At 59.6% G+C, this 25639-nt stretch carries 23 protein-coding genes and 3 pseudogenes; 17 read left to right on the forward strand and 9 right to left on the reverse strand.

The annotated features are described in order from the left end of the window. Positions 1–4: 4 nt before the first annotated feature. Positions 5–1291 (reverse strand): nucleotide sugar dehydrogenase, encoded by a 1287-nt coding sequence (locus PH562_RS29740; protein WP_285177471.1) that lies wholly within the window; start codon positions 1289–1291, stop codon positions 5–7. Positions 1292–1557: 266 nt separating this feature from the next. On the opposite strand from PH562_RS29740, the gene PH562_RS29745 reads away from it, so the two are divergent. From PH562_RS29745 to PH562_RS29760, 4 genes and pseudogenes are all read left to right on the forward strand, one after another. Beyond that, a complete protein-coding gene (locus tag PH562_RS29745) occupies positions 1558–1746 on the forward strand; it encodes a hypothetical protein (protein WP_106999540.1) in 189 nt (62 codons plus the stop codon). Positions 1747–1754: 8 nt separating this feature from the next. Continuing rightward, positions 1755–2168, forward strand: a pseudogene (locus tag PH562_RS29750) (type IV secretory system conjugative DNA transfer family protein); the annotation flags it as partial. 369 nt (positions 2169–2537) lie between these two features. Then, a complete protein-coding gene (locus PH562_RS29755; protein ID WP_285177473.1) occupies positions 2538–3158 on the forward strand; it encodes a DNA-binding protein in 621 nt (206 codons plus the stop codon). Positions 3159–3248: 90 nt separating this feature from the next. Continuing rightward, a complete protein-coding gene (locus PH562_RS29760; RefSeq protein ID WP_483315396.1) occupies positions 3249–3710 on the forward strand; it encodes an RES family NAD+ phosphorylase in 462 nt (153 codons plus the stop codon). A gap of 204 nt (positions 3711–3914) precedes the next feature. Here PH562_RS29760 and PH562_RS29765 read toward each other — a convergent pair whose 3' ends face one another. Next, positions 3915–4145, reverse strand: coding sequence for a conjugal transfer protein TraD (locus PH562_RS29765; protein WP_285177500.1), 231 nt, complete (start codon positions 4143–4145; stop codon positions 3915–3917). Between the two features lie 49 nt (positions 4146–4194). Further along, positions 4195–4407 carry a TraC family protein gene (locus tag PH562_RS29770; RefSeq protein ID WP_285177475.1) on the reverse strand — a complete coding sequence of 71 codons (213 nt, stop codon included), beginning with the start codon at positions 4405–4407 and terminating at the stop codon, positions 4195–4197. Positions 4408–4598: 191 nt separating this feature from the next. On the opposite strand from PH562_RS29770, the gene traA reads away from it, so the two are divergent. Continuing rightward, complete coding sequence (gene traA / locus PH562_RS29775) at positions 4599–8483, forward strand: Ti-type conjugative transfer relaxase TraA (RefSeq protein WP_285177478.1); 3885 nt, start codon at positions 4599–4601, stop codon at positions 8481–8483. Positions 8484–8618: 135 nt separating this feature from the next. Here the strand turns inward: traA and PH562_RS29780 are convergent. The 5 genes and pseudogenes from PH562_RS29780 to PH562_RS29800 form a co-directional block, all read right to left on the reverse strand. Continuing rightward, positions 8619–8996, reverse strand: a pseudogene (locus tag PH562_RS29780) (integrase); the annotation flags it as partial. Continuing rightward, positions 8996–9382 carry a type II toxin-antitoxin system VapC family toxin gene (locus PH562_RS29785; RefSeq protein WP_285177479.1) on the reverse strand — a complete coding sequence of 129 codons (387 nt, stop codon included), beginning with the start codon at positions 9380–9382 and terminating at the stop codon, positions 8996–8998. The gene PH562_RS29785 and the pseudogene PH562_RS29780, both read right to left, overlap by 1 nt. Then, positions 9382–9639 (reverse strand): type II toxin-antitoxin system VapB family antitoxin, encoded by a 258-nt coding sequence (locus tag PH562_RS29790; RefSeq protein WP_285177480.1) that lies wholly within the window; start codon positions 9637–9639, stop codon positions 9382–9384. Before PH562_RS29790 ends, PH562_RS29785 begins: the two co-directional genes overlap by 1 nt. 113 nt (positions 9640–9752) lie before the next feature. Beyond that, positions 9753–10124: pseudogene (locus PH562_RS29795) on the reverse strand (transposase); the annotation flags it as partial. Positions 10125–10410: 286 nt separating this feature from the next. Next, a complete protein-coding gene (locus PH562_RS29800; RefSeq protein WP_285177481.1) occupies positions 10411–10638 on the reverse strand; it encodes a hypothetical protein in 228 nt (75 codons plus the stop codon). A 474-nt stretch (positions 10639–11112) separates the two neighbouring features. Here PH562_RS29800 and PH562_RS29805 point away from each other — a divergent pair, with 474 nt between their 5' ends. The 3 genes from PH562_RS29805 (at position 11113) to PH562_RS29815 (ending at position 14473) form a co-directional block, all read left to right on the forward strand. After that, complete coding sequence (locus PH562_RS29805; protein ID WP_285177482.1) at positions 11113–11796, forward strand: YoaK family protein; 684 nt, start codon at positions 11113–11115, stop codon at positions 11794–11796. Between the two features lie 150 nt (positions 11797–11946). Next, the gene (gene galE / locus PH562_RS29810; RefSeq protein ID WP_285177487.1) at positions 11947–12930 is read left to right on the forward strand and encodes a UDP-glucose 4-epimerase GalE; all 984 of its coding nucleotides are present in this window, start codon (positions 11947–11949) and stop codon (positions 12928–12930) included. Then, entirely contained in the window at positions 12908–14473 is a 1566-nt protein-coding gene (locus PH562_RS29815) for an alkaline phosphatase family protein (protein ID WP_285177488.1), read from the forward strand. Before galE ends, PH562_RS29815 begins: the two co-directional genes overlap by 23 nt. A gap of 71 nt (positions 14474–14544) precedes the next feature. Here the strand turns inward: PH562_RS29815 and PH562_RS29820 are convergent, their stop codons facing one another. Beyond that, positions 14545–15051: a DUF1993 domain-containing protein gene (locus PH562_RS29820; protein WP_285177489.1), complete on the reverse strand. Its 507-nt coding sequence runs from the start codon at positions 15049–15051 to the stop codon at positions 14545–14547. Positions 15052–15421: 370 nt separating this feature from the next. Between PH562_RS29820 and PH562_RS29825 the strand changes: the two genes are divergently transcribed. The 9 genes from PH562_RS29825 to PH562_RS29865 all read left to right on the forward strand — a co-directional run bounded on the left by PH562_RS29825 (position 15422) and on the right by PH562_RS29865 (position 25545). Then, positions 15422–16348, forward strand: a complete 927-nt coding sequence (locus tag PH562_RS29825) for a sugar ABC transporter substrate-binding protein (protein WP_285177491.1) — start codon at positions 15422–15424, stop codon at positions 16346–16348. A gap of 72 nt (positions 16349–16420) precedes the next feature. Further along, positions 16421–17962 (forward strand): sugar ABC transporter ATP-binding protein, encoded by a 1542-nt coding sequence (locus PH562_RS29830; protein WP_113231303.1) that lies wholly within the window; start codon positions 16421–16423, stop codon positions 17960–17962. Between the two features lie 32 nt (positions 17963–17994). Continuing rightward, positions 17995–19020: an ABC transporter permease gene (locus PH562_RS29835; RefSeq protein ID WP_041677729.1), complete on the forward strand. Its 1026-nt coding sequence runs from the start codon at positions 17995–17997 to the stop codon at positions 19018–19020. A 189-nt stretch (positions 19021–19209) separates the two neighbouring features. Further along, positions 19210–20268 carry a dipeptidase gene (locus PH562_RS29840; protein WP_113231304.1) on the forward strand — a complete coding sequence of 353 codons (1059 nt, stop codon included), beginning with the start codon at positions 19210–19212 and terminating at the stop codon, positions 20266–20268. A gap of 48 nt (positions 20269–20316) precedes the next feature. After that, complete coding sequence (locus PH562_RS29845; protein ID WP_113231305.1) at positions 20317–21957, forward strand: ABC transporter substrate-binding protein; 1641 nt, start codon at positions 20317–20319, stop codon at positions 21955–21957. Between the two features lie 21 nt (positions 21958–21978). Continuing rightward, positions 21979–23046, forward strand: coding sequence for an ABC transporter permease (locus PH562_RS29850; RefSeq protein ID WP_285177493.1), 1068 nt, complete (start codon positions 21979–21981; stop codon positions 23044–23046). Further along, a complete protein-coding gene (locus PH562_RS29855) occupies positions 23043–23969 on the forward strand; it encodes an ABC transporter permease (RefSeq protein ID WP_285177495.1) in 927 nt (308 codons plus the stop codon). The genes PH562_RS29850 and PH562_RS29855 overlap by 4 nt, the downstream gene beginning before the upstream one ends. Beyond that, entirely contained in the window at positions 23966–24799 is an 834-nt protein-coding gene (locus tag PH562_RS29860; protein ID WP_285177497.1) for an ABC transporter ATP-binding protein, read from the forward strand. Before PH562_RS29855 ends, PH562_RS29860 begins: the two co-directional genes overlap by 4 nt. Continuing rightward, entirely contained in the window at positions 24796–25545 is a 750-nt protein-coding gene (locus PH562_RS29865) for an ABC transporter ATP-binding protein (protein WP_113231309.1), read from the forward strand. Before PH562_RS29860 ends, PH562_RS29865 begins: the two co-directional genes overlap by 4 nt. Positions 25546–25639: the final 94 nt, after the last annotated feature.

A 25639-nucleotide genomic window follows, 5' to 3' on the forward strand; every position in this document is an offset into this window, starting at 1 on the left:
AGCCTCACAGGCTCCAGACCGAATGACCTTCCAGCAGAGGATTGCTCCGATCGAGAGCTGCCTTGACGTCAACGACGACGCCGTTCTCGCTCAAGAGATCGATGACATCGGCTGCATCTTCGGCCAGATAGGATTTGTGAGGTACGGCGAGGACGAGGGCGTCGAGCTTGCCGAAATCCTTCAGCTCCATCAGGCGAATGCCGTATTCCTCCTCGGCTTCCGCATGGCTCGCCATCGGATCGTGCACCAATGGTTCCAGGCCGAACTGATGCAGTTCGCTTATAATGTCGGGAACGCGGCTGTTGCGCAGGTCAGGCACATTTTCCTTGAAGGTCAGACCGAATATGCCGATGCGCGCGCCATTGATCGGCTTTTTCGCCGCAACCAGCATCTTGATGAGCTTCTGGGCAATGAAGGCGCCCATGCCGTCATTGATGCGGCGACCGGAGAGGATGACTTCGGGGTGATAGCCGAGCTCTTCCGCCTTGGCAGTCAGATAATAGGGGTCGACGCCGATGCAGTGGCCGCCGACCAGGCCGGGAGTAAAGGGCAGGAAGTTCCATTTCGTCCGCGCTGCCTTCAAAACGTCGGCGGTGCGGATATCCATTTTCTCGAAGATGATCGAAAGCTCGTTCATCAGTGCGATGTTGACGTCGCGCTGGGTGTTTTCGATCACCTTGGCGGCTTCAGCCACCTTGATGCTGGGGGCGCGGTGGATGCCCGCCTCGACCACGGCGCCATAGATGGCGGCGATCCTTTCCAGCGTTTGCGCATCATCGCCGGCGACGACCTTTACGATCCGCTCGAAGGTGTGCTCCTTGTCGCCGGGGTTGATGCGTTCCGGCGAATAGCCGACATGGAAATCCTCGCCCTGGCGCAGTCCGGAAGCCTCCGCCAGCACCGGGCCGCAGACCTCTTCGGTAACACCGGGATAGACAGTCGATTCATAGACAACGATCGAACCCTTGCGCAGGACTTTGCCGACGGTGCGCGAGGCGGAAATCATCGGCCTCAGATCCGGCTGACGGTTCCGGTCGATCGGTGTCGGCACGGCAACGATGAAGACATTGCGATCCTTGAGATCCTCGATCTCGCTGCTGATGCGCAGTCCGCTCGACCGCAACCGTTCGGCGGAAACCTCGCGGGTATCGTCCTTGCCCGCCTGCAGCGCAGCGACGCGGGAGGCCTTGATGTCGAAGCCGACCACATCATGGAATTTTTCAGCAAGCGCGATCGCGACGGGCAGGCCCACATAACCGAGGCCAATGACGGCAATTTTTTCGTTCAACACAACATACCTCGAACACTTCACCTGAATTAGCCCGAATTCGAAGCTGATGTCAGCGTCTAATATTTGCCTTGCGGATCATTTTAGGTGTGGGTCGCATGAATGTGATGACCGGTCAGCCGCTTCGCCATGGCTTGGAAATTATGGCCTTGTGGCAGGTCGCGATACAGCGTTGGCGCAGACGCAGAGGATGCCTATCGAAACTTTCCGGTTTCGACCCCATTTATTTGATGAGACCTATTTTCTTTTCTCTGAAAGAGCGGTTCGCGATGCGAAACAGCTACCTTAAACAACTCCGTACCCAGCGCGAACAACTCGAAGCCAAGCTCGAGCTGCATATAGCGCGCTATTGTTTCGGCGAAGGCGAGGTGGACGACGGTACCGAAGCAGAGCTCCGGCAACGGATTGCGGAAATTTCCGACGAAATTGCCGCTCTCGAGGCTGAGCGCGGCGAGTAAGATTGCACCTGTTCCTCCTCGATGAGGTCGCGCGTCTCGGCTTCATGCGGATCCTGGAGACGGCGCGCGAGGCAGGCCGCAAGTACGGCATCACGCTGTTGCTGTTGTTTCAGAGCATCGGCCAGATGCGCGAAACCTATGGCCGGGGCGATGCCGCCAGCAAATGGTTCGAGAGCGCGAGTTGGATTAGCTTCGCGGAAGTGAATGATCCGGAGACGGCCGACTACATCTCGAAGCGCTGCGGCACGACCACGGTCGAGATCGACCAGGTCAGCCGGTCGTCGCAGGCGTCGGGTTCGTCGCGCACGCGATCGAAGCAGCTTACAGCGCGGCCGCTGATCCAGCCGCATGAAGTGCTGCGGATGCGGGCCGACGAGCAGATTGTCTTCACCGCGGGCAATGCACCGCTTCGTCCCGGCCGCACTTCCTCGGCCCTCCCGGTCGCCCGGCGCCGCTCAACGCCGAACCGTGCCGCCGGCGCTGCGACCACTCGAGCGACCGCCATAGGCAGGAGACGCTTCGTCATGAGCACTCGTCGAGCCCTGCCGGACGCTCGCCGCCCGCTGATCATACCCCCGCGAGAGGAGCGTGACCGCATGCGCGGAGACCGCTTGCGGGCTCTGGCAGTGACCGGCAGGACGCGAGTAGAGCCGCGCCCTGAAGAGGGATCGCCCCTAACTTATGCAGACGAAGCCCTCGTTTCTCGTCAGTGATGTAAAGAACCCCATGGAGCGAGTTGACGCAGTAGTTTTCGTTACTATATAAATCTTAAGACAACAGAGGAGGCCACTATGCCTCGCGCCCCGCATTCAACTGAGCTCGTGCTTAGTTTCCAGACCGACCCGGATTCCGTCCAGGCCGCATTTCTGCGTCGTGCAATGTCGGCACTCGAACGGATTGCCGCGACAACACCGTCGAAGGCGCTCACGGCGGCTCTCGGCGCGCCGACGGGCGCAGGAACGCTCGCGCAAATCCTCAGCCATCCCGAGTTTATCGGGGAGGCGGTGAGCAACCTCGACCCGATGGTCTCGGCGCTCGCGCGCAATCTCGAGCATCGGAACCAACTGCTCCTGCGTGCCGGCGGCGTCCTTTCCGCCGAAGAAGCCGGCAAAATTGCCGGCATCACCCGCCAAGCGATCGACAAGCGGCGTCGGGGCAACGCGATCCTTGGCGTCCGGGAGGGAAGCGACTGGAAATATCCAGCCTGCCAGTTCCGGGACGGAGAGGTTTTGCCGGGGATAGCCGAGGTCGTTCGCGGTCTCGCAGACCAAGGCGCCTGGGCTACGCTCGATTTCCTGCTTGCGCAGGATAGCGCGCTCGGCGGCCGGTCGCCGTTGGAGGCTTTGCGCCAGGGTGATCTCGGCGCGGTCGAGCGGCTAGTCCGCGCCAATACCGGCGACGGCTTCGCCTGATGGTCCCGCCGGTGCGAGGACCGTCCGGGGGGGGGGGGGGGGGGGGGGCGGGGGGGGGGGGGGGGCGGACCGGGAGCCGGCCACGATCCAATTTATCGATTCGATAGCGCAAGTGGACGATTCGGCGTGCTCTATATCGGCCACGCCTTCGCAGGCGCGTTCGCCGAGACGATCCTGCGCAACCCGCAACGACTGATGGTTGCAGAACGCGAAATTGTCACCCGGTCGGTAACGGAGCTCACCAGCCGGACGGCTCTGCGCATGGTGACGATGCACGGCGCCGGGTTGCAGATCCTCGGCACGGATAATTCAATCTCCACCGGCCCCTATGAGCCATGCGGCGCATGGGCCGATGCGCTCTGGGATCATCCGGAGGAGCCGGACGGGATTGCCTATCTGTCCCGGCATGATCCCAGCGAGGTCTGCTACGCGGTCTTCGAGCGCAAACCGATCGCCTTCGAGGCGAAGGCGACGCATCCCCTGTCTGCTATGCAAAGCGACGTCGCGCAGCTGCTCCACCGCTATGGCAAGTCCCTTTCTGCTGACGTGTAAAGCTACGGCAACTGCGGGAAGTATCAGCGGTGCGCGGTCATGATCGGCGGCTACGTCCGCTTCGGCGAACCATGCTGTTTTTCAGTGGATTCAACGCGCGAAGCTATTGCCCCCTATCATCGTCCCAAGACCGAGCGAGGCAAAGGCCTCGATGTAAAGATGAACGTGTCAGAGGGGGTATCGTCGGCGGGATCAAAGCCTGGGTCAAACATCTAGATCCTTGCTCTCCGAATTATTCATGCGTGCATCGGCTCGGAACGCTTCCATACCAATCTTGTGAAGCTCACGGTACTGCGCAGTATCTGGCGGGATCCGGCTGGCTTCGATCAAGGCGCCGAGCAGGAACGCGCGATCGGCTTTTCTCAAGCCAGCCTTGATGATCAATCCGCCGAAGATCATCTTTTCGCGCGTTTCGTGCTTGCGATCTTTTATCATGTCGCGCTGCTGCCTGCGTTCGAGAAGCATAATCCGCTGATCCAGCCTCTTAAGTGGATGTGCCCGTTTTCCTTTTTTCGCCGTCGCGAAATCGCTCTGTGATTTCGGCGAGAACCTCATTGAGCTCGGCGTCCGAAATGTCCAGTTCCGCGAGACCTGCCCTCCGTGCCGCGCTAGCGAAACGTTCATTGGCCCTGGCGACCATGTTCTTGCGCTTCTCCCTGAGCAGCTCGATCTCGGAAGTCGTGGTTCTTGCACGCATGCCTGTCCTTTCTTTCATCAGGATCAATTCTGATGGCATCTTTTATACTGCATTAAATACGGTAGTCAAATGGACTGAAATAGTATAGGAATGTGGAATTATCCTGGAAAAATTGCTCTTTTCCAGGCTTTTTCGCCAAGGTATCTCGATATCTGCATGGTGCCGATGTGCCAGAAAGGATAGAGTCAAATTTGGCTATTATGTTTTTGAGAGCGAAATTGATCAGCCGCGGAGCGGGACAGAGCATTGTCTCGGCTGCAGCCTATCGTCATCGGACCAAGATGATGGATGAGCAGGTGGGGATTAAGTTTCGCTACCCGGCAAGGGCGGACGAACTTATCCATGAGGAACTCGCTCTGCCCGACGATACGCCGGCATGGTTGCGAATTTTAATTGACGGACGATCGGTTGATGGCGGCAGCGAAGCGCTCTGGAATGCTGTCGATTGTTTCGAGACCCGGCGTGATGCACAGTTGGCCCGCGAGCTCATCCTTGCACTTCCAAACGAACTCAGCACCAAGGAGAATATCGCCCTCGTACGCGACTTCGTTCGCAAGAACCTGTTGTCGCGCGGAATGGTGGCAGACTGGGTCTATCACGACAAGAAGGGCAATCCGCACGTCCACGTTATGACCACGCTGCGTCCGCTGACCGCGGAAGGGTTTGGGCCGAAGCTAGTCGCTATCGTCGACGACAAGGGCGAGCCATTGCGGCTCAAAACCCCCGATAAGCCGAAGGGAATAATTATTTACCGTCGGTGGGCGGGCAACAAGGAAACGATGGAGGAGTGGAAGCTTGCCTGGGCTCAAACGGTAACGCACCATCTGGCACTTGCCGGTCACGATATCCGCATAGACGGCCGCTCCTATGAGGAGCAGGGGTTGCAGGGAGTGGGGCAGCGCCATGTCGGTCCTGCACGCACGGCGCTTCTGCGCAAAGGTGCCGATGTCCATTTCGCCCCTGCGGCATTGGCCAAGCGTTACGAGACTGCGGATCGCCTCGCTGCCGACCCCGGCCTATTGCTTCGGCAACTCAGCAACGAGCGCTCGACTTTCGACGAAGCCGAGATCGCCCGTGCCCTGCACCGCCACGTTGATGACCCAATCGCCTTTGCCAACATCCGCTCGAAACTGATGGCGTCGGATGATTTGGTAATGCTTCGGCCGCAGCAGGTGAGTGCGGAAACTGGTGAGGTCGAGCTGCCGGCAGTCTTCACGACGCGCGCGACGATCAGAACCGAATTCCACATGGCGCGCTCGGCATTTAATCTCTTGAACATCGGTGGCTTCGCTGTATCGCCATCTCAAGTTGATGCTGCGATCGTTGAGATTGAGGCAGCGCCAAACAAGGCCATTTGCCTCGATGCTGAGCAGGTCGATGCGGTTCGACATATCACGGCCGATAGCGGCATTGCCGCAGTCGTCGGTATCGCCGGCGCTGGCAAATCGACATTGCTGAGTGTGGCACGTATCGCCTGGGAAGGAGACGGCAGGCGCGTCCTCGGAGCAGCGCTTGCCGGCAAGGCGGCGGAGGCATTGACTGGTAGTTCCGGGATCCGTTCTCGTACGATTGCCGCTTGGGAGCTTGCCTGGAAAAACGACCATGACCTCCTGCAGAAGGGCGACGTTCTGGTTCTAGACGAAGCGGGCATGGTATCATCGGAACAGATGGCGCGTCTTCTCAAACGCGTCGAGGATGCCGGCGCGAAAGCGGTTCTTGTCGGCGACGCGATGCAACTTCAGCCGATCCAGGCGGGGGCTTCCTTCCGCGCCATTGTCGAGCGCATAGGCTTTGCCGAATTGGTCGGTGTTCGCCGCCAGAGACACGAATGGGCGCGAGAGGCGTCCCGTTTGTTTGCCCGTGGAAATGTTGAGGAAGCCTTGAACACCTATAGCGCCCATGGCCATGTCCTCGAAAGTGAAACGCGTAATGATGCGGTTCAACGCATCGTATCCGACTGGGCGAGCGCTCGCCTCGATGCCATTGCCAAGGCACAGGTCGAAGGTCGTAAGTTGCGTGGCGACGAGTTGATGGTTCTCGCCCACACCAACAATGACGTGAGACGCCTCAACGACGCGATCCGTGCGGTCATGTCACAACAGGATGCGCTTGGCGAAGGCATGTCCTTTCGCACAGAGCGCGGCATACGTGAGTTTAGCAAGGGAGACCGGATCATTTTCCTGGAAAATGCGCGGTTCGTCGAACCTAAGGCCTCTCACCTCGCTGTTCAGCATGTCAAAAACGGCATGTTTGGAACGGTCGTATCGACGGCGGGTCGAGGAGGGGAACCATTTCTTTTCGTTCGGTTGGACAGTGGACGGGATGTCATGTTCGCGGACGACACTTATCGCAATGTCGACCACGGTTACGCCGCGACGATTCACAAGAGCCAAGGATCGACCTTCGACCGCGCTTTCGTGCTGGCAACCGGCATGATGGACCGGCACCTGACATATGTTGCCATGACGCGTCATCGCGAGCGTGTCGATCTTTATGCGGCAAGGGAAGATTTTCAGCCAAAGTTCGAACGGGGCAAGACGGCGCGCGTCGAGCATGCCGCGGGCATTAGCGGCGAGCTTGTTGAAATCGGGCTTGCGAATTTTCGCAAGCGGGACGACTCCGGTCCTTCTCCTTATGTTGACGTCAGAACGAACGATGGAACCACGCATCGCCTTTGGGGCGTCAATCTGCCCAAGGCGATTGAGGAGGCCGGCGTCGGGGTGGGCGATACAGTGGCCATGCGCAAGGAGGGAACTGAAAAAGTTACCGTTAAAGTCCCCGTTGTTGATGAGGAAACGGGAGCGAGGCATTTTGAGGATCGCGTTGTCGACCGCAACATTTGGACGGCATATTCAATTGATAAGGCCGAGGCTCGGATGGAGCAACTTGCCGCCGAACATCGCCCCCCGACGCTCTTTGCGCAACTGATTGAACGGCTGTCGCGCCCTGGCGAAAAGACGACGACGCTCGATTTCGAAAACGAGACGTCTTATCGATCCGTCGCTTTCGATTTCGCACGGCGGCGCGGCATCGACGCTATCGCGGAGTATGGTTACGCCGTCGAGGCACAGGTGGAGCGCCTATCCAATTGGTTCACCGTACAAAGTGATCATGTGGCGCGGCTCTGGCAACGGGCGAACGTGCCCTTCGGGGTCGCAGTCGAAACCTCAGGGCGGAATGCTGCTATTCACGCAACACGCGATAAAGACGCCTTGCCCGCTCCGACGGCGGATGCTTCCAATCTACTACCCGCGGTGAACTCCCTTACCCAATCGATTGCAGAAGAGGCGCGTCTCGCCCAACTCGCATCTCCTGCAATGTTGCCGGCGGTCACGAAATTCAATGCAAGCCTCGACGAGGAGGCGCGAAGGCGTGTGACCGAGACTGAGCACTACAAACAGGTGAGAGCAGCACTCGCCGCGACTGGATCCGTGATCTGGCGCGATCCCGCAACAGCTGTGAGGATGATCGAAGATCTGGTGATCAAGCTGCTCGACCCTGAGCGTGTTGCACGTGCCGTTGCCACAGAGCCAACGGCCTATGGTCCTTTGCGCGGTAGCGGCAGGATGATCGATAGGCTGCTCGCTGGTGGCCGGGAGCGCAGGAAAGCATTGCAGGCGGCTAACGCGGTTGGTGCCGACATTCACTCTCTTGGTCGATATTACTTGAGCGCCTTTGAGACCGAAAAATCGGCGGTCATGATAGAGCGGGAACGGATGGCCATAGCTATTCCAGGGCTGACGAGAATTGCCCAGAATGAGCTGCGGCACATCACGTCCGAGACGAAGAAGAACCCGCGCGAGCTAGCACGATTGGTCCAGTCGTTGTCACCAGATGTCCGCCAGGAATTTTCTGTGGTCAGTAAGGCACTTGATGCTCGCTTTGGACCGGGTGCAATTTTGCGCAACGAGGCTGATGTTGCCAACATGGTCTCGAAGTCTCAGCAAACGGTTTTCAAAGCCATGCTTAGTCAATTGCGCACAGTCCAACGTGCCGTCGCTTTAGATAGGGCAGAAGAGATTATCGCCGAGCGCCAACGTCGAACGATTAACCGCGCCCGTGGTGTTGATCGCTGAGAACGTCCAAAGATTCCAAAGGAAAACGGCAGGCTTATACCCGGATGCGTTGTCTAGGAGCTTTTTTTGGACAATCCAACGAAAGCGAAGATACGGGTTTTGGGGCTGGTAATGAGTAGTGGCGAGATAGCGACAGCGATCCTTTCGATCGATCGGCATGCCGCGTTGCGTGTAATTCCAGGTGAGTGCGGACAGCCGCCGTTCGATGGTCGACACAGAGTTGGCCTTCATACCACGTTCGGCGGTGCCGGACGTACGAGCGGTGATGTAGAGGCCGACGATTTGTGGATCGGCTGAAAGGGGCGTCAGGTTCGAGCGCCGACACCAGGCGGAAAAATGCTCCTAGTCGCTGGCATAGGCTTTGCGCGTGTTGGCGGAGCTGGCCGCCTCGACGTAAGTGCGGGCGCGGTCGGTGAGTTCTTGCAGGTGCGCGGGTAGGCTGGATGTCGGCTGCGCGGCGGGGGAGGGGAGGTAATCGGTTCGATCATCCTCGCGCTCCGTGTCGCTGGTCATCACGCTGCCTCGATATCGGTTTGGGAAAAGTCGTTGCCGATAAAGAGCAGGGCTTCATCGGCGCGTCTGGCCAGAGCATAGGAAAAGCAATCGGCAAAATTCAGGCTGGCCGGATGGCGGCCCTTGCCATAGGTCAGCCAGGCTTGCGTTGCCAGATCCACCAGGTCCGCGTCGACCGGAATAATCTCCGCTTCGATTTTCGTCAGCCAAAGGTCGATCTCGGCCAGGGCGTGTTCACCGCGCCGACTGATGAGAACCATGCGGGCCTCGAGCATGCAAGTCGCAGGCACCAGACGGATCGGATCAGCGACCAGCGAGCGTTCTAACCGCAAAGCCTCAGGCTCGTTGCGTAGTATCGCGACGATGGCGGAGGTATCGATCACCATCAGTTCGGAATTCCGTGCTCGTCATAGCCGACGATGTCCTCATCGCTGCGATTGTCGAGGTCCGGCAATCGCGCCACTCGTTCGCGGATGGCGCGCAAGTCGCCAAGCAGGCGCTCCTGCGCCATATCACCGTATCCCAGGCGATGTAGGCGTTCGGTGAGGGCCTGATGAATGGCGGCGGTCTTGCTGATGCCCTGACGGCGGGCGAGTTCGTCGGCAAGCGCGACGGTGGCCGGGTTTTTGATGTTAAGAGACATGGGAGACTCCGATATTCTACCTTTTTATCAATTTCTACCGCGAAGGCGGCGCTGTGTCAAATACGTCCGATGAGGCGATTATCGGACATAATTACTCGGCGACAGGCCGATGCGGCTGCGGTCGAAAGGGTGTCGTGGATCGAAAGCTTGCGTGGCCTTCCATGGCCGGCGACCGGAAAGATCAATGCAACATCATGAGGATAAACCTTCTGATGCTTGGGAATACCGACAGCCCAGGTGAGATTGCGTGCACTGAGCCCCTGGCGAAACGCTGCCGACAGACCATAGCCAGCATCGGCAAGCACGGTACCAAACCGCACACCCGCGGCAATCAGCCGATCGATCTCGCTGAGTGCGATCTCCGGTTTGGTGCGGGATAGCCGCATCTCCTCGGGAACATCAGCCTCAGCCATCCGATCCTGATCGCTGGTCCAACTCTCGGGCAGGAACAGCCGTAAGCCCACTGGGACGGGAACATTGCCTCGATCGCCTACGATCTCGACATCTCAGGCGAGGTCTCAACGCCAAAGCCCCGTCTATCGCCTCTCCGCCAAGAGCCCACGTGGCAAACGCGTCGAGATCGGCGGCATCTGGAAAAGAATCAGAATGGAGGCGACTATTTCACTCTCTCCGTCAATACTGGCTATGGAAGGCTTAACGCCAACCTTGGTCGCTGTCCCGGTCAGGATGACGAAGAGTTGATGGCGGTCATACCCTGGGAATGACCACAATACTCGCAGTGCCCCAGCCGTCGGCCGGGGTGCCGTGTACTCAAGTGCGCTTCGATCCTCGAGCGAGCGCTTGGTTTGCCTTATCAAGGCAGATGGCGGCGCCTGCCAATAATATCGCGCAGGTCGAAGAGAAAATGGTGCCGCGCCAAATGCTATCCATGCCGACATCTAGCTGTAGAAATTGCAGGATAGCGCCGATGAAAAAGAAAATCGCGCAAAACCCTAATATCAGAATCAGGCCGTTCAGCACAAAGTTGATCTGTTTCATGTTGCTCGCTCACCTTCCAAAAAGGTGCCGGGTAAAACGGCTTCAACAAGATATAGTAGTTGCTTCCAGCCGGTTTTCCAAGTTGCGGTTCAGACGTCATTCCTCGGTGAGTACTCCAACAAGCGAAACAACCCGCCTTCAGCCCGGGGCGAAAGCAGCAACATTCTCGTTATCAGATCGCGTCCTTCCGTCGTCGCGATGTAAGCGATGTGGTCGTCGACCATACAGGCGGTAACATTGGGAGAGCCGCCGACAAATCAGGCTAAAATTCTACTGATCCTGAGCGATTCCACTGAATTAGGATGCGCTATTATTGTTGCATAACAAAGACATGTAGTCCTTTCAATTAAGAAGAGCGACAGGCGGTTTCCTCTTGCTGATGCTGGATGTTTGGTTTCCCGGCCAAGCAAGCATCTCGACATCAGCAGCTATTCGGCGCGATAAGGTCGGAGACGATAAGCGAACGAGAAAGCGATGAGGCCAAGTCTTCCTACCCTTCTGAGCATCAATGGCGGCTATGTCGACACCGCCGGCTTTCTTGCCCTGCACGGCCTGTTCACGGCGCATGTCACGGGCAATTTTGTCACGCTCGGCGCTTCCCTGGCGCTCGGAACCTCCGGCGCTTTGGCTAAGCTTCTGGCGCTGCCGGTTTTCTGCGTTATTGTCATTCTCGCCCGTCTCATTGGTAGCGATCTCTCGCGGCGCAATCTGCCGACGCTGCAGATCATCCTTACGCTGAAATTGCTGCTACTTGTGTTTGCCGCGATCCTGGCCATGCGCTTCGGCCCGTTCGGCGACGGGGACGGTTGGAAGCCGCTTCTAACGGGGATGACGCTTGTGGCGGCCATGGCCATCCAGACGACGGCACATCGCATTCATCTCGGCTCGACGCCACCGACCACCATGATGACGGGCACGACAACGCAGATCATGATCGATATCGCCGACCTGCTCCATGGTGCCAAGCCGGAAGAAAAGGCGGCGATGAAGGCGCGGCTTCGCCGCATGGGCGTCTCGGTTGGCGGCTTTGCCTTCGGCTGTGCGCTGGCTGCGGCCCTTTTTCTGTTTGTCGGCATGGCCTGTCTCCTTCTGCCTCCGGTGCTGGCGCTTGCCGGAATTCTCATGCATGCCGGCAAGGCGGAGGTGAAGCCGGCTTAGGTTTTCGCCTCAGCCCGTTCTCGATACTGCCAATCTTGCTCCTTCCTCCCGCCTTGCAAGTCGGCTACAGCTCTCTAAGTGTACGCGTCGGATCGAACCGGTCCGCCGCGTTTGAGGCGGCAAATCCTTGTGAGTTAAGAAGGGATGGTCATGGCAGGAGAAACGGTGCTTGTGGTCGGCGGAGCCGGATATATCGGTTCGCACACTTGTCTGGATCTGGCGAACAAGGGGTTCAAGCCTGTCGTTTACGACAATTTCTCCAATGGTCATCGCGAGTTCGTCAAATGGGGTCCGGCCGAGGAAGGCGATATCCGCGATCGCGCCCGTCTCGATGAGGTGCTGGCCAAACACAAACCTACCGCCATCCTGCATTTCGCCGCGCTGATCGAGGTCGGCGAGTCGGTCAAGGATCCGGTTTCTTTCTATGAAAACAACGTTATCGGCACGCTGACCCTGCTGTCAGCAGCCCAGGCGGCCGGTGTGAAGGCTTTCGTCTTCTCCTCGACCTGTGCAACATACGGTCTGCCGCAGAGCGTGCCGTTGGACGAGAGCCACCAGCAGGTGCCGATCAACCCTTACGGCCGTACGAAATATATCGTCGAGCAGGCGCTCGCCGATTACGACCAGTACAAGGGGCTGCGCTCCGTCATTCTGCGCTATTTCAATGCTGCCGGCGCCGATTTCGAGGGGCGCATCGGTGAGTGGCATACGCCGGAAACCCATGCGATCCCGCTCGCTATCGATGCCGCCCTCGGTCGCCGCCAGGGCTTCAAGGTCTTTGGCAGCGATTATGACACGCGCGATGGCACCTGCGTGCGCGATTACATCCATGTGCTCGATCTTGCCGATGCCCATGTCCGCGCCGTGGAATATCTGCTTGATGGCGGCGATTCCGTCGCGCTCAATCTCGGCACGGGCACGGGAACGACGGTGAAGGAACTGCTGGGCACGATCGAGACAGTGTCCAATCGGCCGTTCCCGGTCGAGTATGTGGGCCGCCGAGAGGGCGATTCGACGACGCTGGTCGCCAATAACGACAAGGCGCGCGATATCCTCGGCTGGTCGCCGCAATATGATCTGACCGAGATCATCCAATCCGCCTGGAATTGGCATGCCAAGTCCAACCAGCACTGAACGGCGTTCCTCAGTTGTTGGGGGCAAACGCCCGAACGTCCTGCTGATTTCGGCCGACCAGTGGCGCGGAGATTGCCTTTCCGCCGTCGGGCATCAATGCGTGAAGACGCCGAACGTCGACGCGCTGGCAGAGGAAGGCGTCCTGTTCCGGCGGCATTATGCCGGAACGGCCCCCTGTTCGCCGGCGCGCGCGACGCTCTATACCGGCCTCTATCAAATGAACCATCGTGTTTGCCGCAATGGTTCACCGCTGGACGTGCGTTTCGACAATATCGCGCTTGCCGCACGCCGGGCCGGCTACGAGCCGACGCTGTTCGGCTATACGGATACGGCGCCGGATCCGCGCAGCCGCGATCCCCACGATCCGCATCTGACGACTTACGAAGGCGTGCTGCCCGGCTTTACGGCGCGGCAGCTTCTGCCCGAGCACGAGAAGCAGTGGCTCTCCTGGCTGCGGTCGCGCGGCCATGCCGATGCCGTCAGCCGCGATATTCATATTCCGGTCGGCGCCGAGCCCGGTGAGATTTCCAGCAATGCGCCTGCCTATTCCAGGGACGAGACGCAGACGGCCTTTTTAGCGGGTGAGTTCATCCGCTGGCTCGGAGAGCAGGATCAGCCCTGGTTCGCGCATGTTTCCTTCCTGCGGCCGCATCCGCCTTTCTCGGTGCCGGAGCCTTATAACCGCATGTTTTCGGCCGCCGACGGCCCGGCTTTTGCGCGCGCGGCCGATCGCGAGACGGAGATGGCGTCGCATCCGCTGCTTGCCTTCGGCCTGCCGCTGATCGGCAAAGGCGGCTTCATCTATGGCGGCAAGGGCTCCATCGATGAGTGGACGTCCGAGGATTTTGCGGCCATCCGCGCGATTTACTACGGCATGATCGCCGAGGTCGACGCGCAGCTTGGCCGGATCTGGCAAGCATTGAAGGATGCCGGTGCCTGGGACAATACGGTGATTGTCCTTACATCAGACCATGCGGAGATGATGGGCGATCACTGGATGCTCGGGAAGGGCGGTTTCTTCGATGGCAGCTATCATGTTCCGCTCGTCATTCGCGATCCCGGTCAACCCGCAATGCGTGGCCGACAGGTAGAGCGTTTCACCAGTGCCGCGGATATTTTCCCGAGCCTATGCGACCGGCTTGGCATCGCGCCGGCAAACCATGTCGATGGCGAAAGCCTGTTGCCGTTCCTTGCAGGGTCCGAACCGGAAAACAGGCGCGATGCGGCTTTTTGGGAGTTCGATTTCCGCGATATCGCCGAGGGTATTCCGGAGCGGCATTTCGGCTTGCGGTCCAATGCCTGCAATCTGGCTGTTATGCGCGACGAGCGATTCAAATACGTCCATTGCGCCGGGCTTCCGCCGCTGCTCTTCGATCTTGAGAAGGATCCGGCGGAGCTGTCCAACGTCGCCGAAGACGGCGCCTATCTGGCGATCAGGCTTGTCTATGCCGAAAAGCTCCTTTCTCTTCGGGCGGAGCATTTGGACCAGACGCTCGCCTATACGGAACTGACGGAAAAAGGGCCGGTATCGCTCCGGCCCTGATCGGCTTCTGTCATTTGCTTTTACGCAATTCCGGACGAAAAATCGTTGCGCACTTTTCCGGGTATTGCTCTTTAGGCGAACGAGCCGAGATAGTTCATCTTGCCGACGGATAGCCCACGGCTGCGCAGGATGTCGTGTGCCGTGGTGACGTGGAAGAAGAAGTTCGGCAGCGCGAATTTCGCCAGGTAGTCCTCACCTTTGAAGGTGATCTTGTTGCCTCCTGGCGCGATCGTCACTTCCCGCGTCTCGCTTCCTTCCATCGTGGCCGGGGTAATCGTTGCCAGGAAATCCTGCGTTTTCTTCAGACGTTCGCGCAGGTCTGCGACGGTAACTTCATTGTCCTCGAAACGTGGCGCATCGATGCCGGCAAGGCGGGAAATGGTGAGCTTCGCCGTATCGGAGGCCCGCTGGTACTGGCCGGAGAGCGGCAGCATGTCGTCGATCAGGCGCGCGGAAACGAGTTCTTCCGCCGCAATGCCTTTTTCCGCCGCATAGGCTTCGATCTTGTCGAGATAGGCCGAAAGGTTTTGCAGGCCGCGTTGAAAGATCGGGACCGAGAAATTGTACATCGAGGGCATGCGTGTTCTCCATTGCGGGTCGCGGCGTGGCCGGTTGGTTCACCGACATTCTATTCCAATCCCATGTCGATGGAATAACCGTTCCACGGCGTCGGCGCCCGTATGTAGGTTTGATCATCCGATCTTGCAGCGGCGGCGACGAGAAAACTCGTCTTCCCCGGTCCGGCGATGCGCCCAGATTTTGCTGTTGACCTTTGTCCTGAAAAATGGAATGAATATTCCGCATAATGATTTTTACGGTTTGTTTGTTCCGTTTTCGATGTGGCCGCCATGGGAGTGGCGGCTGAATTGAATAGAGGCCCCGCAGTCGAGGCTGGGGGCTCCGGCATTTAGGAGGGGTGTGGCCGGGCACCTTATCTGGGAGGAAAACATGAAGAAATTTATCCTTGGCTCTGCGATGGCTCTCCTGCTGTCGACCGCCGCCCACGCCCAAACCATCGGCGTTTCTATGGCTCTATTCGACGACAATTTCCTGACCGTTCTGCGTAATGGTATGCAGGACTACGCCAAGGACAAGGGCGTGACGCTGCAGGTCGAAGATGCGCAGAACGACATCGCCAAGCAGCAGAGCCAGATCCAGAACTTCATCGCCAGTAAGGTCGATGCCATCATCGTGAACCCGGTCGATACCGACGCGACGGCTGCGATTTCCAAGCTCGCCGCCGATGCCAAGATCCCGCTCGTCTACGTCAACCGCGAGCCGGCAAACGTCGACAGCCTTCCGGACAAGCAGGCCTTCGTCGCCTCCAACGAGCAGGAATCCGGTACGCTGGAAGCCAAGGAAGTCTGCCGCTTGCTGGGTGGCAAGGGCAAGGCCGTCATCATGATGGGCGAGCTTTCCAACCAGGCTGCCCGCATGCGCACCAAGGACGTCCATGATGTCGTGGCGACCGACGATTGCAAGGGCATCAAGATCGTTCAGGAGCAGACCGCCAACTGGCAGCGTACCCAGGGTGCCGACCTGATGACCAACTGGCTTTCTAGCGGCATCGAATTCGATGCCGTCATCTCCAACAACGACGAAATGGCTATCGGCGCCATCCAAGCGCTGAAGGCCGCCGGCAAGCCGCTCGACAAGATCATCGTTGCCGGCGTCGACGCCACGCAGGATGCGCTTGCCGCCATGCAGGCCGGCGACCTGAAGGTCACCGTGTTCCAGGATGCTGCAGGCCAGGGCAAGGGTGCCGTGGACGCCGCGCTCAAGCTCGCCAAGGGCGATAAGATCGAGAAAAAGGTCTACATCCCCTTCCAGCTCGTCACGCCGGCCAACGTCAAGGACTTCGTCAAGAAGAACTGAGGACGAAATGATCGACGGATGCGGGCTCGAAAACCCGCATCCTTTGAAATCCGATCTGCCCGGGAGGGAAAAATGGTTGTGAGCCCATCCACCATGGCGGCGGTGCGCGCCAGCGGCGTTGTTCCCAATGCCGCCTATCTGCTGAGCGCCGAAGGCATCCGCAAGGAATTTCCCGGCGTGGTCGCCCTCGACGACGTTTCCTTCCGCCTGAAGCGTGGAACGGTGCATGCGCTGATGGGCGAAAACGGCGCGGGCAAGTCGACGCTGATGAAAATCCTTGCCGGCATTTATATCCCCGATCAGGGCGAGGTGCGCCTCAAGGGTGTCGAAATCCGGCTGAAGTCACCGCTCGACGCACTGGAAAACGGCATCGCCATGATTCATCAGGAATTGAACCTGATGCCCTTCATGACCGTTGCCGAGAATATCTGGATCCGACGTGAGCCGAAGAACCGGTTCGGTCTCGTCGATCACGCGGAGATGAGCCGCAAGACCGAGGAGCTCTTCCAGCGCCTCAATATTTCTATCGATCCCGAGATCCAGGTCCGTGAGCTTTCGGTCGCGAGCCGGCAGATGGTCGAAATCGCCAAGGCGGTCTCCTATAATTCCGACGTGCTGATCATGGATGAGCCGACCTCGGCGCTGACGGAGCGCGAGGTTGCGCATCTCTTCCAGATCATCCGCGACCTGCGCGCCCAAGGCATCGGCATTGTCTATATCACCCACAAGATGAATGAGCTGTTCGAGATCGCCGACGAATTCTCGGTGTTCCGCGACGGCAAATATATCGGCACCCATGCTTCCACCGACGTGACCCGCGACGACATCATCCGCATGATGGTCGGCCGCGAGATCACGCAGATGTTCCCGAAGGAGGAGGTGCCGATCGGCGACACCGTGTTGTCGGTCAAGGATTTGAGCCTCGACGGCGTCTTCTCCAACGTGTCCTTCGACGTCAAGGCCGGCGAAATTCTCGGCGTGGCCGGGTTGGTGGGATCAGGCAGGTCCAATGTTGCCGAAACCATCTTCGGCGTGACGCCCGCCTCTTCCGGCACGATCGAGCTTTTCGGCAAGAGGACCGAGATTTCGTCGCCGGCGGCGGCGATCCGCCATGGCATGGCCTTCCTGACAGAGGACCGCAAGGATACGGGCTGTCTTCTCATCTTGAGCGTACTGGAGAATATGCAGGTGGCCGTGCTGCACGACAAGTTCGTGCGCGGCGGCTTCGTGCAGGAGGGCGCGATCGAAGAGGCCTGCGAGGAAATGGCCAGGAAGTTGCGCGTCAAGACGCCGAACCTCGACGAACGCATCGAAAATCTGTCCGGCGGCAATCAGCAGAAGGCGTTGATCGGCCGGTGGATGCTCACCAATCCCCGCATTCTGATCCTGGACGAGCCGACGCGCGGCATCGATGTCGGCGCCAAGGCCGAGATCCATCGTCTCGTTACCGAGATGGCGCGCAACGGCGTCGCCGTGATCATGATCTCCTCGGAAATGCCCGAGGTGCTCGGCATGAGCGACCGCATCATGGTCATGCATGAAGGACGGGTCACCGGATTCCTGGATCGCGCGGAAGCAACTCAAGTGAAGGTGATGGAGCTGGCCGCGCAGTGACGCCGCCAATCATCGCAAGGGAGGACTGAACCATGGTTAGCAAAGTTGCAGAGGCGGCCGCCCCGGCAGTCACACGGCCAAAAAGGCGCCGCGTGCCGCCCGAACTCGGCATCTTCCTGGTGCTGATCGGCATTGCGCTCCTCTGCGAGATCCTCGGCTGGATCTTCGTCGGCCAGAGCTTCCTGATGAACCTGCAGCGCCTCAAGATCATGATCCTGCAGGTCTCCGTCATCGGCATCATCTCGGTCGGCGTGACGCAGGTCATCATCACAGGCGGCATCGACCTCTCGTCCGGCTCTGTCGTTGGCCTCACGGCCATGGTCGCCGCAAGCTTTGCTCAGTCGTCGACTTGGGCGAGGGCCGTCTATCCCGCACTGACCGACATGCCCTTCTTCGTGCCGATCGGCATCGGCCTGCTGATCGGTCTTCTTGCCGGCTACATCAACGGGCAGCTGATCACCAAGACCAAGATTCCGCCCTTCATCGCGACACTTGGCATGATGGTCTCGGCCCGCGGCCTGTCGAAGCTCTACACCAAGGGCCAGCCGATTTCGGGCCTCACCGACCAGTTCAATTTCATCGGTTCCGGCATCTGGCCTGTCATCGTCTTCCTGATCATCGCAATCGCCTTCCACATCGTGCTGCGCTACACGCGCTACGGCAAGTTCACCTATGCGATCGGCGCCAATGTACAGGCGGCGCGCGTCTCGGGCATCAATGTCGAGGCGCATCTGGTCAAGGTCTATGCGATTGCCGGGCTTCTGGCGGGCCTTGCCGGCATCATCACCGCCGCCCGCGTGCAGACGGCGCAGGCCGGCATGGGCGTCAACTATGAGCTGGATGCGATCGCGGCTGCAGTCATCGGAGGCACGTCGCTGACCGGCGGCGTCGGCCGCATCGCCGGCACGGTGATCGGCACCGTCATCCTCGGTGTCATGATCTCCGGCTTCACCTTCCTCAACGTCGATGCCTATTACCAGGAAATCGCCAAGGGCTTCATCATCGTCGCGGCCGTTGCCATCGACGTCTACCGCCAGAAGAAGCGGGCCAAGCGCTGAATGCCCGACACATCATCAGCGTTGTAAAGCATGCTTTCAAGGCGGGGTGTTTGCCCCGCCTTTTTCCATTCGAATATGCAGTTCCATGCAAATGCAAATTTTTTTCATTTTGGTATGGCGAATCCTGTCAGCTTTTCTATTCTGGCCGCTTTCCATTCGCTCACCCGAGCGCTTCATCCGGGATAGACAATGCAAGCCGTATTCGATGGTCACAACGACGTTCTCCTGAGGCTCTGGCATCACGCGCGCGACGGCGCCGATCCGGTTGCCGAATTCCGGGACGGGACGTCTAGCGGCCATATCGATGCGCCCCGCGCGCTGGCCGGGGGCCTAGCTGGGGGCCTCTGCGCCATCTATATTCCGTCGGGCGATCTCGTTTTTGCCGATCCCGATAGCAACGGTCATTATGCGACGCCGCTCGCGGCTCCGCTGGAGCGGGCGCCTTCTCTCGACATCGCGCTGGATATGGCGGCGATTGCGTTGCGGCTCGACCGCGCCGGCGCCTGGAAGCTCTGCCGTTCCACTGCCGAGATCCGCGATTGCATAGAGAAAAGAATTTTCGCGGCTGTGATGCACATGGAAGGCTGCGAAGCGATCGACGCCGATCTCGTCGCACTCGAAACCTTCTATGCAGCCGGCCTGCGCTCGCTCGGCCCGGTCTGGAGCCGCAACAATGTCTTTGCCCATGGTGTGCCCTTCGCCTATCCGAGCTCCCCGGACACAGGACCTGGCCTCACCGACGCCGGCTTTGCACTGATACGCGCCTGTAACCAGCTCGGCATCCTCGTCGATCTCGCCCACATCACCGAGAAAGGCTTCTGGGATGTGGCGAAGACCTCGGATCAGCCGCTGGTCGCGAGCCACTCCAATGCGCATGCGCTGACGCCGGTCGCGCGCAACCTCACCGACAAGCAGCTTGACGCCATCAAGGAGAGCCGCGGCATCGTCGGCCTCAACTATGCGACGGCGATGCTGCGCGATGATGCCCGCTCGGATGCCGATACGCCGCTCGAGGCGATGGTACGGCATGTCGATCATCTCGTCGGCCGCCTTGGCATCGATTGCGTGGGCCTCGGATCGGATTTCGATGGTGCCACGATTCCGGCTGAGATCGGCGATGCAGCCGGTAACCAAAAGCTGATTGCCGCTCTTCGGAGCGCTGGTTATGGTGAAGCCGATCTTATAAAGCTGTGCAGGGAGAACTGGCTCCGCGTCCTCGCGTCCGCTTGGAAGGAAGGCAGCCGTTAGAGTGCGTACTGAATATTGCGTAGAGTTTAAAAAAGGGGAATGAAAACAATGATGATGACCAAGATGAACCGCGGTTTGCGCGCACTGTCTGCCGGCGTGGCTCTCTCGCTTCTGCTGATGGCGGCGCCGAACGCATATGCTGCGACGCCCAAGGACACTCTGGTCGAGGGTTTTGCCTTCGATGACATTCTGAGCATGGATCCGGCCGAAGCCTACGAACTGTCGGCTGCCGAAATCACCGGCAACACCTATAGCCTGCTGGTCCGTCTCGATATCAACGATACGTCGAAGATCAAGGGTGACCTTGCCGAGAGCTGGTCTGTTTCCGACGATCACCTGACGTACACGTTCAAGCTCAAGCCCGGTCTGAAGTTCGCGTCCGGCAACCCGATTACGGCCGAGGACGTCGCCTGGTCCTTCGAGCGCGTCGTCAAGCTCAACAAGAGCCCGGCCTTCATTCTCACGCAGTTCGGCATCACGGGCGACAACGTCACGGACAAGGCCAAGGCGACCGATGCGAACACCTTCACCTTCACTGTCGACAAGCCCTATGCGCCGAGCTTCGTGCTGAACTGCCTGACGGCAACCGTTGCCGAAGTGGTCGACAAGAAGCTGGTTCTGCAGCATGTGAAGCCGGCAACGCCGACCGCCGACTACAAATATGACAACGACTTCGGCAACAGCTGGCTGAAGACTGGCTTTGCCGGTTCCGGTCCGTTTAAGCTGCGTGAATGGCGCGCCAACGAGGCTGTAGTGCTGGAGCGCAATGACAACTACTATGGCGAAAAGGCGAAGCTGAACCGCGTCATCTATCGTTTCATGAAGGAAAGCTCGGCACAGCGTCTGGCGCTTGAAAACGGCGATATCGATATCGCCCGCAATCTCTCGCCGACCGATCTTGAGGCTGTCGAGAAGAACGCGCAGCTTGCTTCGACCAGCGCGCCGAAGGGCACCATCTACTATATGAGCCTCAACCAGAAGAACGCCAACCTGGCCAAGCCGGAAGTGCAGCAGGCGTTCAAGTATCTGGTCGATTACGATGCCATCGGCAAGACGCTGATCAAGGGTATCGGCGAAATCCACCAGACCTTCGAACCGAAGGGCATGCTTGGCTCGCTCGATGAAAACCCGTTCAAGCTCGACGTCGCCAAGGCCAAGGAATTGCTGGCCAAGGCAGGCCTGCCCAATGGCTTCTCGATCACCATGGACGTGCGCAGCATCGAGCCGGATACGGGCATCGCGACTGCGATCCAGCAGACGCTCGGCCAGGCTGGCATCAAGGTGGAGATCATCCCCGGTGACGGAAAGCAGAAGCTGACGAAGTATCGTGCCCGCAACCACGATATCTACTTCGGCAACTGGGGCCCGGATTATTGGGACCCCCATTCCAACGCCGATACATTCACCACCAACGACGACAATTCCGATACCAGCAGCAACAAGACGCTGGTCTGGCGCAACACCTGGACCACTCCCGAACTGGAGAAGCTCGCCAAGGCTGCGCTCTTCGAAGGCGATGCGGCCAAGCGTGGCGCCATGTATCAGGACATCCAGAAGAAATTCCTGGAAGCAAGCCCCTTCATCATCCTCTATCAGCAGACGGAAGTCGCCGGCTATCGCAAGGACGTGAAGGACTTCAAGCTTGGTCCGAGCTTCGACAACAACTTCGTCTGGCCGATCTCCAAGTGATGATCCGGCAGGACTAGGTCTTTGAGCACTGTCGAACGGAAAATGCAGGTGCGGCCCAAGAAGGGCCGTACCGCTCCCTTTTTCATGGGGCTGCTGCGATTCCTTGTCGTGGCCGTCACAACCTATCTCGGTCTTCTGGCCGTCACCTTTTTCATCGGGCGGGTCATCCCGATCGATCCGGCACTGGCGATTGCCGGCGATCACGCGCCTCAGCAGATACTGGAACGCCTGCGGCGCGAGATGCATCTCGACCAGCCGCTTTATCTCCAGTTCTATTATTATCTCGTGAGCGCTCTGAGCGGCGATTTCGGCACGTCGGTGCTGACGACTAATCCGGTCATGGATGACATCCGGCGCGTCTTCCCAGCGACGATGGAGCTTGCGACGGTCGGCACGATCATCGGCGCCGTTTTCGGGGTTCCCTTTGGCGTTCTCGCTGCCGTGCGCCGCAACAGCATCATCGACCAGATTGTGCGCGTCATCGGCCTGGTCGGCTATTCGCTGCCGGTCTTCTGGCTGGCCATGGTCTCGCTCGTCATCTTCTATGCGAAGCTGAACTGGGTCGCCTATCCCGGCCGCATCGACATCGCCTATGAATATACTTTCACGCCGATCACGGGTTTCTTCCTGCTCGACAGCGCGATGCAGGGGCAATGGGACGTCTTCTGGGACGTGTTCCGTCACATCATCCTGCCGGCGTCGCTGCTCGGCTATTTCTCGCTCGCCTATATCAGCCGCATGACGCGCAGCTTCATGCTGAACGAACTGGGCCAGGAATATATCGTCGCGGCCCGCGCCAAGGGGCTTTCCGAGGCGCGGGTGATCTGGGGCCATGCGCTGCGCAGCGCCATGGTGCCGCTGATCACTGTGATCGCGCTTTCCTACGCCTCGCTGCTGGAGGGATCGGTATTGACCGAGATCGTCTTCTCCTGGCCGGGCATCGGCTTCTACATAACCAGCTCACTGCGCAATGCCGACATGAATGCCGTCCTCGGGGGGACCATCGTCATCGGCACGGTTTTCATCGGCATCAACCTGATTTCCGATCTGCTCTATCGGACCCTCGACCCAAGGACGCGACGTAAATGACTGTCGAGACCACCCAATCCAGCTTGAGGGACTGGCTGCTCTCCGACCGGCCGCAGTCGCGCCGGCAGGCGAGGTTAGGGCGCGCCTATGTCACCTGGCGGCAATTTTCCGCCAACCGCCTGGCCGTGATCGGGCTTGCAATCATCATCGCGCTCGTGCTCGTGGCGGCGCTTGCCGATGTCATCGCCCCGCATTCACCCGTCATCGGCGATCTCACGAATGCCTATTTGAAACCGCCGGGAACGCCGGGGTATCTTCTCGGCACCGACGACCTCGGGCGCGACATCCTCTCGCGCCTCATCTACGGCTCGCGCTGGACGCTTTACATCGTCATTCTGGTTGCGATCATCTCGGCGCCGATCGGGCTGACCATCGGCATGGTGTCGGGCTATCTCGGCGGCTGGACCGACACGATCTTGATGCGCATCACCGACATCTTCCTTGCCTTTCCGAAGCTGGTATTGGCGCTTGCCTTCGCCGGCGCGCTCGGCGCGGGCATCGAGAATGCCGTCATCGCGATCGCCATCACCTCTTGGCCACCCTATGCGCGTCTGGCACGCGCCGAAACCATGACGGTGCGGCGTTCGGACTATATCGCCGCGGTGCAGCTCATGGGTGCCTCGCCGCTGCGCATCATCTTCCGGCATGTCATGCCGCTCTGCATCTCCTCTGTGATCGTCCGTGTCACGCTCGACATGGCCGGCGTGATCCTGACGGCCGCGGGTCTCGGCTTCCTTGGTCTTGGTGCGCAGCCGCCGCTGCCGGAATGGGGCGTGATGATCGCAAGCGGCTTCAAATACTATCTCGATCAATGGTGGGTGGCGGCCATGCCTGGCATTGCGATCCTCATCGTCAGCCTCGGCTTCAACCTACTCGGCGACGGCCTGCGCGATGCGCTCGATCCGAAGGAGAGCGGGCAATGACGACACTTTTAACCGTGGAGAACCTCAGGGTTCGTTATCCGACCCGCACCGGCGTCATCGGCGCCGTACGCGGTGTGTCCTTCACGCTCGGTCGCGAGCGGCTCGGCATCGTCGGCGAGAGCGGATCCGGCAAATCACAGACCGGCCGTGCCATCATGGGGCTGACGCCGCCGCATGGCATCGTCACCGCCGACAAGCTTGACTTCAGCGGCATCGACCTCCTGTCGATTTCCGCCAAAGAACGCCGGTCGCTGCGCGGCAAGCGCATCGCCATGGTGCTGCAGGATCCGAAATATTCGCTCGACCCGGTCATGACCATCGGCAAGCAGATTACCGAGACGCTGCGTACACATGAGAAGATCAGCAAGGCCGAAGCTCGTGACCGCGCGCTTGCCATGCTGGAAGCGGTGCAGATCCGCGATCCAGGCCGTGTCTACGACCTGCATCCGCACGAGGTCTCGGGCGGCATGGGCCAGCGCGTCATGATTGCCATGATGCTGATCGCCGGGCCGGAGTTGCTGATTGCCGATGAGCCGACCTCGGCGCTCGACGTTACCGTTCAGCTCGATGTGCTCAAGATCATGGACAAGCTCGTGTCGGAGCGCGGCATGGGGCTGATTTTCGTCTCGCACGACCTGCGGCTGGTATCGTCCTTCTGCGACCGCGTGATCGTCATGTATGCAGGTAAGGTGGTGGAAGAGCTCAAGGCTTCCGAATTGAACAATGCCCAGCATCCCTATACACGCGGCCTGCTGAACTGCATGCCGGTCATCGGCGAAAACAGGCATCCGCTGCCGGTGCTCGATCGCAAGCCGGAGTGGGCGGCATGACGACAGCGCTCGCAGTTGATGGCCTCAGCGTCGTCTATGATGGCTACTACGCCCTTGATGCCGTCGGCATCGACGTGAACAAGGGCGAATCCTTCGGTCTGGTCGGCGAGTCCGGCTCCGGCAAATCGACGCTGCTGCGCGCCGTTGCCGGCCTCGCGCCCGTTACCGACGGCAAGATCCAGGTCGGCGGCGAACAGCTGAAGGGCGCCAGGCGCAGCAAGACCTTCTATCGTCAGGTGCAGATGGTGTTTCAGGACCCCTATGGCTCCCTGCATCCGCGCCAGACGATCGACCGGCTGCTGCTGGAGCCTTTGTCGATTCACGGGATCGGCGATACGGAGACCCGCATCGCCAGGGCGCTGGACGAAGTCGGTCTCGGAAAGGGCTTCCGCTTCCGCTATCCGCACCAGCTCTCCGGCGGCCAGCGCCAGCGCGTCGCCATTGCGCGCGCGCTGATCGTCGAACCGTCCATCCTGCTGCTCGACGAGCCGACTTCGGCGCTGGATGCTTCCGTGCAGGCCGAAGTGCTGAACCTGCTCGAACAGGTGCGCAAGGACCGCCATCTGACCTTCGTGATGGTGAGCCACGATCTCGGCGTCATCACCCATATGTGCGAGCGCCTGGCCGTCATGCGTAACGGTGCGGTCGTCGAGAGGCTGACTGCGAAAGAATTGGCAGCCGGCGATGTCAAGGAAGATTACACGCGCAATCTGATGGTCGCCAGCAAGGGGTTTGTCCGCGCCTAGGAGACCTGTGCGCGGGTAGGCTTTCTGCTTGAATTTGCTGTATTTCCTCGGATGGGAAGCGTATCGCAGGCGTCGGCATACGCGGCTTGGAACA

Origin of the sequence: Rhizobium centroccidentale, from assembly GCF_030182565.1 — a bacterium.
Lineage (GTDB): Bacteria > Pseudomonadota > Alphaproteobacteria > Rhizobiales > Rhizobiaceae > Rhizobium.

Excerpts from the sequence above, each read along its gene's own strand:
- PH562_RS29755 (WP_285177473.1), top strand. The coding sequence starts at position 2,538 with ATGCCTCGCGCCCCGCATTCAACTGAGCTCGTGCTTAGTTTCCAGACC.
- PH562_RS29765 (WP_285177500.1), bottom strand. The coding sequence starts at position 4,145 with ATGATAAAAGATCGCAAGCACGAAACGCGCGAAAAGATGATCTTCGGC.
- PH562_RS29805 (WP_285177482.1), top strand. The coding sequence starts at position 11,113 with ATGAGGCCAAGTCTTCCTACCCTTCTGAGCATCAATGGCGGCTATGTC.
- PH562_RS29825 (WP_285177491.1), top strand. The coding sequence starts at position 15,422 with ATGAAGAAATTTATCCTTGGCTCTGCGATGGCTCTCCTGCTGTCGACC.
- PH562_RS29835 (WP_041677729.1), top strand. The coding sequence starts at position 17,995 with ATGGTTAGCAAAGTTGCAGAGGCGGCCGCCCCGGCAGTCACACGGCCA.
- PH562_RS29790 (WP_285177480.1), bottom strand. The coding sequence starts at position 9,639 with ATGTCTCTTAACATCAAAAACCCGGCCACCGTCGCGCTTGCCGACGAA.
- PH562_RS29830 (WP_113231303.1), top strand. The coding sequence starts at position 16,421 with ATGGTTGTGAGCCCATCCACCATGGCGGCGGTGCGCGCCAGCGGCGTT.
- PH562_RS29865 (WP_113231309.1), top strand. The coding sequence starts at position 24,796 with ATGACGACAGCGCTCGCAGTTGATGGCCTCAGCGTCGTCTATGATGGC.
- PH562_RS29845 (WP_113231305.1), top strand. The coding sequence starts at position 20,317 with ATGATGATGACCAAGATGAACCGCGGTTTGCGCGCACTGTCTGCCGGC.
- PH562_RS29855 (WP_285177495.1), top strand. The coding sequence starts at position 23,043 with ATGACTGTCGAGACCACCCAATCCAGCTTGAGGGACTGGCTGCTCTCC.
- PH562_RS29815 (WP_285177488.1), top strand. The coding sequence starts at position 12,908 with ATGCCAAGTCCAACCAGCACTGAACGGCGTTCCTCAGTTGTTGGGGGC.
- PH562_RS29820 (WP_285177489.1), bottom strand. The coding sequence starts at position 15,051 with ATGCCCTCGATGTACAATTTCTCGGTCCCGATCTTTCAACGCGGCCTG.
- PH562_RS29770 (WP_285177475.1), bottom strand. The coding sequence starts at position 4,407 with ATGCGTGCAAGAACCACGACTTCCGAGATCGAGCTGCTCAGGGAGAAG.
- PH562_RS29745 (WP_106999540.1), top strand. The coding sequence starts at position 1,558 with ATGCGAAACAGCTACCTTAAACAACTCCGTACCCAGCGCGAACAACTC.
- PH562_RS29785 (WP_285177479.1), bottom strand. The coding sequence starts at position 9,382 with ATGGTGATCGATACCTCCGCCATCGTCGCGATACTACGCAACGAGCCT.
- PH562_RS29840 (WP_113231304.1), top strand. The coding sequence starts at position 19,210 with ATGCAAGCCGTATTCGATGGTCACAACGACGTTCTCCTGAGGCTCTGG.
- PH562_RS29860 (WP_285177497.1), top strand. The coding sequence starts at position 23,966 with ATGACGACACTTTTAACCGTGGAGAACCTCAGGGTTCGTTATCCGACC.
- galE (WP_285177487.1), top strand. The coding sequence starts at position 11,947 with ATGGCAGGAGAAACGGTGCTTGTGGTCGGCGGAGCCGGATATATCGGT.
- PH562_RS29800 (WP_285177481.1), bottom strand. The coding sequence starts at position 10,638 with ATGAAACAGATCAACTTTGTGCTGAACGGCCTGATTCTGATATTAGGG.